General features: G+C 43.1%; 10 protein-coding genes and 1 other RNA gene. 9 read left to right on the plus strand and 2 right to left on the minus strand.

Annotated elements, in window-relative coordinates; translation table 11 throughout:
* The first annotated feature begins 679 nt into the window (after nt 1–679).
* From smpB to ACFQ3W_RS03195, 4 genes are all read left to right on the plus strand, one after another.
* Entirely contained in the window at nt 680–1,159 is a 480-nt protein-coding gene (gene smpB / locus ACFQ3W_RS03180; protein WP_379316544.1) for an SsrA-binding protein SmpB, read from the plus strand.
* 243 nt (nt 1,160–1,402) lie between these two features.
* Nucleotides 1,403–1,766: a transfer-messenger RNA gene (gene ssrA / locus ACFQ3W_RS03185) on the plus strand.
* A gap of 212 nt (nt 1,767–1,978) precedes the next feature.
* Nucleotides 1,979–2,272: an AbrB/MazE/SpoVT family DNA-binding domain-containing protein gene (locus ACFQ3W_RS03190; protein WP_379316546.1), complete on the plus strand. Its 294-nt coding sequence runs from the start codon at nt 1,979–1,981 to the stop codon at nt 2,270–2,272.
* A gap of 1 nt (nt 2,273) precedes the next feature.
* Nucleotides 2,274–2,666, plus strand: coding sequence for a type II toxin-antitoxin system death-on-curing family toxin (locus ACFQ3W_RS03195; protein ID WP_379316548.1), 393 nt, complete (start codon nt 2,274–2,276; stop codon nt 2,664–2,666).
* Between the two features lie 153 nt (nt 2,667–2,819).
* Here ACFQ3W_RS03195 and ACFQ3W_RS03200 read toward each other — a convergent pair whose 3' ends face one another.
* Nucleotides 2,820–3,740, minus strand: coding sequence for an AraC family transcriptional regulator (locus tag ACFQ3W_RS03200; protein WP_379316550.1), 921 nt, complete (start codon nt 3,738–3,740; stop codon nt 2,820–2,822).
* Between the two features lie 338 nt (nt 3,741–4,078).
* Nucleotides 4,079–4,390, minus strand: a complete 312-nt coding sequence (locus ACFQ3W_RS03205; protein ID WP_379316552.1) for a hypothetical protein — start codon at nt 4,388–4,390, stop codon at nt 4,079–4,081.
* Nucleotides 4,391–4,635: 245 nt separating this feature from the next.
* Here ACFQ3W_RS03205 and ACFQ3W_RS03210 point away from each other — a divergent pair, with 245 nt between their 5' ends.
* The 5 genes from ACFQ3W_RS03210 (at nt 4,636) to ACFQ3W_RS03230 (ending at nt 10,753) form a co-directional block, all read left to right on the plus strand.
* Nucleotides 4,636–5,073, plus strand: coding sequence for a hypothetical protein (locus tag ACFQ3W_RS03210; RefSeq protein WP_379316554.1), 438 nt, complete (start codon nt 4,636–4,638; stop codon nt 5,071–5,073).
* Nucleotides 5,074–5,287: 214 nt separating this feature from the next.
* Complete coding sequence (locus tag ACFQ3W_RS03215; RefSeq protein WP_379316556.1) at nt 5,288–5,710, plus strand: HNH endonuclease; 423 nt, start codon at nt 5,288–5,290, stop codon at nt 5,708–5,710.
* Between the two features lie 104 nt (nt 5,711–5,814).
* Nucleotides 5,815–6,111, plus strand: a complete 297-nt coding sequence (locus ACFQ3W_RS03220; protein WP_379316558.1) for a Fic family protein — start codon at nt 5,815–5,817, stop codon at nt 6,109–6,111.
* Between the two features lie 563 nt (nt 6,112–6,674).
* Nucleotides 6,675–9,623, plus strand: a complete 2,949-nt coding sequence (locus ACFQ3W_RS03225) for a hybrid sensor histidine kinase/response regulator (RefSeq protein ID WP_379316560.1) — start codon at nt 6,675–6,677, stop codon at nt 9,621–9,623.
* A complete protein-coding gene (locus ACFQ3W_RS03230; RefSeq protein WP_379316562.1) occupies nt 9,617–10,753 on the plus strand; it encodes a response regulator in 1,137 nt (378 codons plus the stop codon). The genes ACFQ3W_RS03225 and ACFQ3W_RS03230 overlap by 7 nt, the downstream gene beginning before the upstream one ends.
* Nucleotides 10,754–10,787 lie beyond the last annotated feature (34 nt).

The raw sequence follows: 10,787 nt of genomic DNA on the forward strand, positions 1-10,787 counted from the left end.
AGTTACACTAGTAACACTAGTAACACTAGTATTCCAGCCGCACCAGCAGATCACAGCAACGCTAGTAACACCAGTAACATCGATACCACCAGTAACATCAGTGCCAACACCGTCGAGCACCCACCCGACTAGTCCTATCAACGTTTTAACGAACTGAATAGCGCTTATTTTGCGAAAACCAGGTCAAAATCAGATCTAACGAACTCAGGAATCGCTATTTTCACAAAATCAGCCCTATCTGCATGCCAAGTAGCCAAATAAGGTGTCCTGAGTTCGTTAGATTTTTGAAAGGGCCTAAAATGCACAAATAGCGCTTATTCAGTTCGTTACATCCACAGCAGCAACAGTGGCAACAACATCCACAGCATCAGAAACCAAACCGAAACCGAAACAGGTGCTACTTAATGGTGGAGAGTACAAAGAACATATTCCAATTATCTAATTCCGACTAGTATCATTATTAGTACAACATCGCACCTTCCGGTCATTTGCAGATGTTATCCTTCTGATCTCGTGTGTTTTTTGGAGTACAGCTTCTGGGTGCAGGGTTTCGTGCTAAAACATACGATGTAGGGGTGCCAATCTTGATTTTGATCGGTGGAGTTGCTACAATTAATGTCTGGTGTAATTAGCATTTGTGATAGCTTGAAGCTATGAATTGAGACGAGGAGGATGAAACATGGCGAAGAAAAATGATGGCAAGGTACTGGCTCAGAACAAAAAAGCTTCCCATGATTATTTCATCGAGGACACCTACGAAGCGGGCATGGTGCTCACCGGGACCGAGATCAAATCGATTCGTAATGCCCGAGTGAACATTGGCGATGCCTTCGCAACGATTCGAAATGGCGAGATTCACATTCACAACATGCATATTAGCCCGTTTGAGCAAGGTAATCGGTATAACCCGCTTGATCCGACGCGGACACGCAAGCTGCTGATGCACAAAGTCCAGATCAACAAGCTTCTCGGCTTGTCTAAGCAAGAAGGCTACTCGATCGTGCCGCTGAAGATTTACATCCGAAACGGCTACGCCAAGCTGCTCCTGGGCCTCGGCAAAGGGAAGAAGCAATACGACAAGCGTGATTCTGCTGCCAAAAAGGACGCTCAACGCGATATCCAGCGCGCGCTTCGCGAGAAGCAGAAAGTGGCGAGGTAGTTAGCATTATCGGAGCTTAGGAACCGGGTAAGTCCGGGCGCCATCTTTTGGAGTCGTGGCGGTTTGGTTACTGAAAACGAAATTGCCTCTTTTTCCATGAAGTCCATAAACATTAGTTCGTTCAAACATGCTATACTATGAATGTAAGAAAGAGCACGATCACAATCCTTGAAAGCAGGAGGAACGTGACGTGAGCAGTTGCCTTTGCCGGCTGCAACCTTAATCCAGACCCCTTTTTATTACGGGGGCGTTTTTGGATTCGACGGGGGTAGATCGAGCATGGGTAGCGGGTAGTGGGGACGCGTCCGCTTCATCAACGCTAAAGCCAATTAAACGGCAAACAAAACAACAACTTAGCTTTCGCAGCTTAATAACCTGTGAGCTAGCTCTATCTCTGCATCGCCCATGTGCCGGGAATAGGGCCCAACTTTAGTGGGATACGCTGTCACATCTCCGCCTGCGGTGTGCTGAAGAAGACAATCAGGCTGACCCAAAGCGTAGCCGGTTACGGGGCGGCGCTCGGGTGACATCAAAACTGTAACTACACCCGTAGAAACCTATGTGGCGTTGCCTTCGGACAGGGGTTCGACTCCCCTCGCCTCCATACTCAGTATCAGTGAGACCACCTGAAAAGGTGGTCTTTCTGCATTCTTGGGGCCTACAGTTGCACAGTGCCTTCGACATATCAAAATGTCAGGTGTGAGCTTAGCTTTTAATTTGTAAATGGTTTTGATAAAATGTACATATGTTATAAAAGTTATAACTGTTATAAGGTATAACTTGTTGAGTGTAGATCATACTATAGGAGGAAAAGATCAAATGAATGGTGTGGTCAAAGTGACGAATGATAAACCGAATGTGACCCGTTATTCCCGTAAAATAGGACGGATGGGCAATAGCCTGGGAGTAAGCTTGCCTAAAAGACTGGCTGAAAAGCTGGATGTTTCGCAAGGGGATGAAATCGAGTTCATCGAAAATGATCGCGGTGAAGTGGTGTTGAGAAAAGTGCGGCAAGGACATCTGCCTGATCATGTTCGGCCAGAAGTGCTTGAGGCGTTCTTCGATGTATTTGAAGAAGATACAGGCATTCTTGAGGACTTAAGGGATCGATGATATGATTAACTTTCTTACCATAGAAGAGGTTATTTCAGCGCACTATTTTCTAATAAAAAGAATGAACGACGCAGAACAAGCGGGTGTTAAGGATCACGGCCTGCTGGATTCTGTGGTACATAGGCCGCAGCAAAGTGTTTTTGGAGAGGACGCTTATCCAACTTTATTTGACAAGGCCGCCGCTTTACTGGAATCTCTGGTCAAAAACCATTGCTTTCACAATGGTAATAAGCGTACAGCCTATCTGGTTACAAAGTCATTCTTAATGTTGAATGGATACCATCTAAGAATGGAACGTCAATATGCAGTGGAGTTCATAGTAGATATTGCAAAAGGATTGTATTCGTTAGAGAAGATCGCTCCTATTTTGGAAAAATACTCTGAAGAAAGATAATATGTAGGCTCCGCTGGATGCATCAGAACCGTGGCTACACCTGTAAAACTTGTGCGGCGTTGCTTTGGATAACTTAGATGGGCAAAAACCTATATTAAAGAACAAGAAGGCTGTATCCCATATAGGGAAACAGCCTCCATATCTCGTGCTCAGTTATTGTGCCTTCTGAGTTACGGGTACATAGATGTCCATCACTGTGTCGGGGCGGAAATGACACCGCTCATCATAATATTCGAAGTCCAGCTTCGTGTCATCATATTCATAACCGCTATCTTGGAACCATTCCTGGAAGATATACTGCCATGTTTGTCTTATTGCATTTGGAAAGTCTTCCTGATTAGCTTCGCCGTTCTTGCCACCGACCGTTACATCTACAGGAGGTGTGGTAAAGACAGCATAAGTAGCTCCAGGTACTTCAAGTGTTATCATGTCTGGAGTCACTTTTTCAAAGTCTTCAACGATTACTCCAAGTAAATAGATCAAACTATCGCTGTCCCTGGACTCCGGCACACATATTCCAACTTCCCCGTGTTTTGGAGGATTAAGTTGGTCATACAACTTACACTCCCAACCATTAATATCGTAATTGTTCCAGAATGCGGCAACATCTTTAGTAAAGCTCCCATCTGAAATATTCGTCGTTATTCCAAAGCCCGCAATTTTGAAGGATGGTTTTGTAATAATTTGTGGAACCATATAACAGCCTCCATGTTCAAAAGTCTTCTTTGTTTCAGACATGTACTCTTGGAATTCAGTCCTTCTTACGGCATACTGCGTGGGACTGTATCCAAATTCCTTACGAAATGCTTTTGTAAATCCACTCTGGGTTTCAAAACCATAATCTAGCGCGATATCGAGAATTCGTTTACCTTTATATAGCTCTGTTGATGCAATGGACAACCGTCTTTTTCGGACATATTCCATAACAGGCACTCCCATGCATAACTGAAAAACCCTACAGAAGTGATACAAGGAGTATCCAACATGCTGAGAGATCGTTTCGGCAGTCAACCTTTCTTTAATATTGGCTTCGATAAACTCAATACAGCGTTTGAGATCTGTACTATAGTTCAATGTTTCATCATTTCCTTCCCCGTACGGTTGACTTTAGTATAGCAACAACCGAGGGCTATGACTGTTCCAACCTTGCTCTTTCTAATGTACATACCAACCTAATGGTTCGCTTCCATACTGAACCCCCCGCTCCTGGAGCGGGGGTTCTTCTTTCCTGTAGGAAATTGCATACCGATTGTAGATTAGCACTAAGTTCAATTAAAGCTTTCTGGATTCCCGTGATTCTTACTTTGCTCTACGAACAATGACCCGCAAGCGGGTCACTGTTTTCAAAGTGTCCATCTTACGGGTCACAGTTCATTTATAGGTACCATGGAATGTGTCCTATGCAGATCCCATTAGAGAATGTGAAATGAAGGATGTTCATTCTTATTAATGTCGCCAATAAGGGGGAGGCGGGACAGCATGTTTTGTAAAAATAAAGCATCCCAAGGGAAATGTTCGGTAATACCTAATCCGACCACTTCATAGGATTTGGCTACATCTTGTAATACTCGAATAATGGTTTCCATACTTGAACCAGAGGGAAACCGTTTCTTATTTTCCTCGTATGTGCCTGGGTATGCCACTAGGAGAGAACGGAATTCTTTCATATCTAAAACATCCAGGTCGAAGTGAATAATAACCTTTGAAGGTTTTCGCTCGTCCAACCATTGGATTACACCTTAGTGCTATTTGGTTTGATCTCATCCGGGCCAATATGGACTAATTTCATATGACGGAATGGTTCGGAGTTTAATGGTTCGAACATATCATTTAATCCTACAAAGATTACTTGATCAGGATTGAAAATACGAGGGATCTCAGCAACAAATTTCTGATCACCGACTCCCAACAAATTCGCAAGGACCATAGCGTGATGATTTGGAAATTCTTCCGGAATGGAGACATCGGGGTGGGCATTCAACCCACAATAAGGCTGTATCTCCAGCATATTTTTCATTCAAATAAAAATTTTAGGGGGATTTCCTTTGCTTTAGAAGAAGAAGGAACCATTATGACTCCTTTATGTGGGTGCGTTTATCCTCTAAAAAACTATAATTCTACGGAAGAAATTCATTACAGCAGCCTATATACTGCTATTACTAAAACTGACTTAACTTCGTTACCATCAGATGTGTATGTCGATTCCATTCCAGAAGGTACGTTTTTGTGTATTGCTTTTAAATGGTCTAAAACTGAATACTATGATTATTTCTGCAAGCTAAAAAAAGCTTACGATGATTCGGGATTTTCAACTGGAAATAGTGTTTACGAATTTTCACTCCCCAATAATTATGCTTCAGCCAAGGAGGAAGACTTTATTACCGAACTTCAGATACCAATAAAATAATAATGGGGAACTTGGCTACCATGCTTGCTTGTCGGTATTTTGCCACTAACGGGGAAAATTTCCGGTTGTATGCTTCGGGTGTGTTCGGTAAAATCAAGTTTGGCGCCGTTCCGGACAACATTCTGAACATTCTTAACTCATTACCTCCGCCATACATAACCACGAACCCAAGTTCAGTGGTTATACAACGATGAGACATAGGAGGTATTAAATCATGATCACCGTTCTTAATGCGGATGGCCAGGAACTGACCCCATGCTTGCTGCACCGGGCTTGGCGGGAAGTGAACCGGGCGCGTGCCGTCTGGATTGACGAGCAGACCATCCAATTGCTATATAACCCATTTTTATTTCGAGAATATCGGAATGTGGCTTTAAAAAGGGACCGTTACCAATGTTTGTGGTGCGGGTGTCCTGCAACGACGGTAGATCATATTGTTCCTTCGAGCAAAGGCGGCTCGGATCTTCCTCGAAATTTGCTTGCTTCATGCAGCGAATGCAACTCAAAACGCGGTAACCGCTCGGCGTTCAGTTATCTTAAGGAAAAGGTAGATGCTGCACCCCATCGGATTAAGCTCTGTTATCGCATCATCAAAGCAACATACCGTTCAACGACAAAATTGAAGATTATCAGTTAAGGAGTATCAAGGCCCAGCCATTCATTAAGCGAATGCTGGGCCTTTTTTGTATACCAATCTATTATTCTGTTGATATTAAAAGAGGTGACTGATGATTGCTTGACATGCACGAAATGCCACACAAAAAAGCATTGTATCCCCTTGAACGGTCCGCTTTCTTGCATATTGAGTTTGTGAAAATACACCCGTTTATTGATGGCAATGGCCGAACGGCTCGGTTACTGTTGAATTTTGCATTAATGAAGAACGGTTACCCTCCAATTGTTATAGAAAAAGAGGATCGAGCTGATTATTACTCTGCATTGGATATTGCCCGTACTACTGGCGACCCCGAATTATTCCTACAACTGGTTACAAAAACTTTGCATAGAACATTTGATTTATATTTACGTTTACTATAGTTGAGGACGCCTATAGGGTGACGTTAAAACTATCAGGCTACACCCGCTGAAACTTATATAGCGTTGCCCCCCTGATTCCATATTCAGAACCCGCTTTGTCAGCGGGTTTTTGCCTTTTATGTAGAAAAATTGTAGACAAAAGAATTTTAAGCAGCAAGTTTGAATCATAACTACGAATCTATAATTCGTCTGTGGTCAACAATCCTTAATATGGATGATTAGCAATACGCTTTCTATCATTTTTCATAAAAACAATATACAAATTGTCTATATATCTACAAATCAGCATGTCTAGATTTCAACCACAATTAGTTGTAGACTAAGGTGATTGTGTTCAAATGTTACTTGGAGGTATGAAGTTGAAGAATCCTGCTAAAATAGTTGTTTTAGTCATGGTGACTATATTTTTTTTCATCCTCCTTGTTAATTCATTATTCCACGAATATTCCAAGGTAAAAGAACCTGAATGTATAAATGGCCTTATAGATCTTTCTGATTGGAATTTTAGTAAAGATGGGAATGTTAGATTGGATGGGTATTGGGAGTTTTATCCTAATATCCTTTTGACCCCTGAGGAAATCAATAGCAATCCATCGCTGCAGAAACTGAATGTTAAGGTTCCAAATCACTGGAGCACCAAGGAGACCCGAAATGTCATTAAGGATCGGGGAATCGGAACATACCGATTAACGGTTAAAGCAAATCAAAGCACTTATATGTATGGATTAAAGACCTTAAACATTAGGTCTTCAAGCAGGATTTTTGTCAACGGGAAAGAAGTGGGGAAAAGCGGGAACCCAGCTGCTAGCTTTAAGGATGGATATAAAAGCAACGTTGTTCCAACGGTTGTATTTTTCCCTAACGATGTCGGTTCAATGGATATTGTCATCCAGGTAGCCAATTTAGATTACTATAATGGGGGAATTATTCAGAATATTTATCTGGGAAGTAAAGATACCATATTGGATTCATATGTAAAATCAATTGGTTTTGATGTGCTGGAAATATCGTGTCTTATTATACCCGGGATTTATTTTTTTGCCCTATACCTTAGGAAAAAGAGAGATAGAGGGTTTCTCTATTTTAGCTTTTTCTGTTTTGCTTATGCCTTAATTACTGCGACGGGGAACGAAAAAATATTCAACCAGCTATTCGACTTCCTTCCATTCATGCTAGTTCTGAGGTTAAGGATCGTGACGTTATGCTTAAGCGTCATCTTCGCGGGCTTGCTGCTGCGGGAATTGGGGGAGGATTTCGTTCCAAGCAAGTTTATGAGAATCATTGCAGGGGTCATGTCTGTCAATGTGGTCCTGATTACGATAGCACCAACCAAGCAAATCTCAATCGTGGAAATGATCACGGGCCCAACGTACGTCATCGCTTACGCATTCATGGCGATACTGGTTTTCATCGCAATCAAGAATAAAAAATACGGCAACTTGAACAAGACATCATCGATTTTTCTACTATGCGGGATATTGCTTGTGATTCTTTCGCTCATCAGTGCATTTCTATTTTACTTTTCGGCAATTAACAGATACCTTATTCCTATGCTGGTGCTGGTATACATATTGGCGGGCATTTCTGCTTTGTTCGTCCGTCAGTATTCGATGGCCTACAAGGATCTCGAGCATATGAGTCAGCAGCTGATCAAAGCGGACAAATTGAAGGATGAGTTTCTGATCAACACCTCCCACGAGTTTAAGACACCTTTGCACGGAATTATCAATCTAGCCCAAGCCGTTCTCAATCAAAATTCAGGACATTATTCCAAGAATCAGGAAGAGAACCTGTCGTACATCATATCCATTGCAAAAGGGTTATCCAGTCTAGTAAACGACATCATCGATTTTCAAAGCTTACGGAATCAAAGTCTTCGGTTGTATCCACAATGTTTTGACATCAATGCGGCCATTCAGGCGGTTATCGAGATTCTCAAGTACCTGAGAAAAGGTGAAGAAGTAAAGCTGTTGAACCGCGTGCCTGCAGGTGAATATTTTGTTTTTGCCGATGAAAACCGGTTTAAGCAGATTATCGTAAATCTGTTAGGCAATTCGCTGAAATTCACGGAAAACGGATCTGTGGAGATCAAAGCGGAGGCTGTGAACGGTTATATCATTATTCATGTTGAGGATACGGGAATCGGAATGGATGAGCAGGCCCAACAAGCGCTCTTTAAGGGCAATATGCATACCGGGGAAGTTAATTTTACGGATAGCAATTCATCGGGGCTAGGCCTTTCCATCTCCAAAATGCTTGCAGACCGGATGGGCGGAGATGTGTATTTGAATTGGTCGGAGCCACAAAAGGGCTCGAGCTTTGCCGTAAAGCTTCCCATAGCTGCTAAAGGTCAAATGATAGCTCATCAGATGGAGCGTAACGGAAACATAGCTCCTGCGGATGATATTCCTGACATGAACCTCGTTTTTGATAAACCAACAGTTGCTGGCCAGCCGGGAGGCTTTATTGGACAGAACGGTACGGAGAAACTGAAGATCCTGATTGTTGATGATGAGCCTGCGAATATCAAGGTATTGCAGGAAATATTCGCTATGGAGCCGTATCATATCCTGTTCGCTTATCATGGCGACAAGGCGTTGGAGATCCTAAAGATACATAGAGATATATCCATCGTTCTGCTAGATGTAATGATGCCCGGGATGTCCGGCTATGAGGTATGCAGGAGAATCCGTCAGGAGTATTCGATCTATGAGCTTCCAATCCTGCTATTAACTGTGAGGAACACCCCGGAGGACATAACCATCGGATTCCAATCGGGAGCCAATGATTTTTTGGTAAAGCCCTTTGATTCAAAGGAACTGAAAGCAAGAGTCGGAACGCTCCGGAAGATGAAGGAAGCCGTCGAAGATACCATCAAAATGGAAACGGCGTTTCTGCAATCCCAAATCAAACCGCACTTTTTATATAATGCATTAAGCATTATTATTTCTTTGTGCTATAGTGACGGGGAACGGGCTGGGATACTTTTGTCGGAGTTGAGCCACTACTTGCGTACCACCTTTGATGTGGATCCCCATCAGTCATTTTTCAGCCTAAAAAAGGAAATTTCTCTGGTGAAATCTTATGTGGAGCTGGAAAAAGCCCGATTCGAAGACAGGCTGAAGGTTGAATTCAGTATTGAGGAGCGGGCTCTGGGATTAAGAATTCCTGCTCTTATTATCCAACCGATCGTCGAAAATGCTATACGTCACGGGCTAATGAAACGGATTTCCGGGGGACAGGTCAACATAGCTGCGGAGATTCAAAACAACGATTTAATCATTACAGTAAACGACAATGGGTTGGGGATACCTCGGGAAAAACTTCAAACCCTGCTGGAGCCGAGGATTTCCACAGGAAGCGTCGGTTTGAAAAACGTAAATAAAAGGCTGATCAACCATTATGGTCAAGGCTTATGGATTGATAGTATTACAGGACGGGGAACAGTGGTTGTCATGAGGATTCCGGCACAAGGATTGCCTATGGAAACAGGTGAGGACAAGCGATGTTGAAAGCAATAGTCGTAGATGACGAAATATTAACCGCAGAACTGATCTGTAGACTGCTGAGCCAAGCGGGTGTTGAGGTTTTGGGTTATTTCTCCAACCCCTATGAGGTTCTAGGACAGATAGAACTGCTAAAGCCTGACGTATTGTTTCTGGATATTGACATGCCGGAAGTCAGCGGTCTTGAGCTGGCAGAAAGGGTACATTCACAAGGACATGATTGTGAAATCGTGTTTATTACCGCCTATAATCAATACGCCATCGAAGCGTTCTCGGTGAATGCCCTGGATTACCTCTTAAAGCCGGTTATGAATGAGGATATTATGCGGGCGGTAGCGAGGGTAGAGAAACGAAGGAAGGGGACTAGGGGGGATCAACCGAAGCAAGGCAGCCGGACAATTAGAGTGTCCTTGTTCGGGAAGCTGTCCATGTATGTCGGAGATGATAAAGATCCAATTCATTGGATGACTGCGAAGTGCACCGAAGTGTTGGCTTTCATCCTGCTGCATAGAGAAGAGAGTGAAATATCCAAGTGGAAGCTCATGGAAGCCATTTGGCCAGAGAAAACGAAGGAAAAAGCAGATATCAATTTGCGAAGCACCATAAGCCGATTGAATAAAACCCTAAGAGAACATCATACGGGAGTATCTATCTTCTCGACAGGAAACGGTTACAAACTATGCTGTATTGACAGGGAGCTTATGGTGGATGCTTTTGAACTGGAAAAGCTGGCGATGGGCTCCGTTGAGATTGAGCCCGGAAATGCGGACGAGTTCAATCGGGCCATCTCCGGTTATCGCGGCATGCTGCTTGAAGCCATCGACAGCGAATGGTGCGAGCCCTTGAGGGCATGCTATCACAGATTTTTTTACAGCGCAGCTAAGAAGCTGGTGCAATATTTCGAGAGGGTTAATTCGGAACCTCTCAAGGTGTTACAGATTATTGAATTACTGATTAAATATGAGCCTTATGACGAAGAGGCCAGAGAAATGGCGCTTAAGCTTCATTACATGCTTGAGGGCAAGCGAAACGCTGAGAAGTACTATGTTCAATACAGAGAAATGCTTAACAAGGAGCTCGGAATCGAGCCGGGCGAATCCATCCAAAAGGTATTTGCCAGTCTTGTCAAGTCATGAAAGCTTATCAAATTTGCTGTCGGAGAACCCGTGT

Origin of the sequence: Paenibacillus puldeungensis, from assembly GCF_042678945.1 — a bacterium.
Taxonomy (GTDB): Bacteria; Bacillota; Bacilli; order Paenibacillales; family Paenibacillaceae; genus Fontibacillus; species Fontibacillus puldeungensis.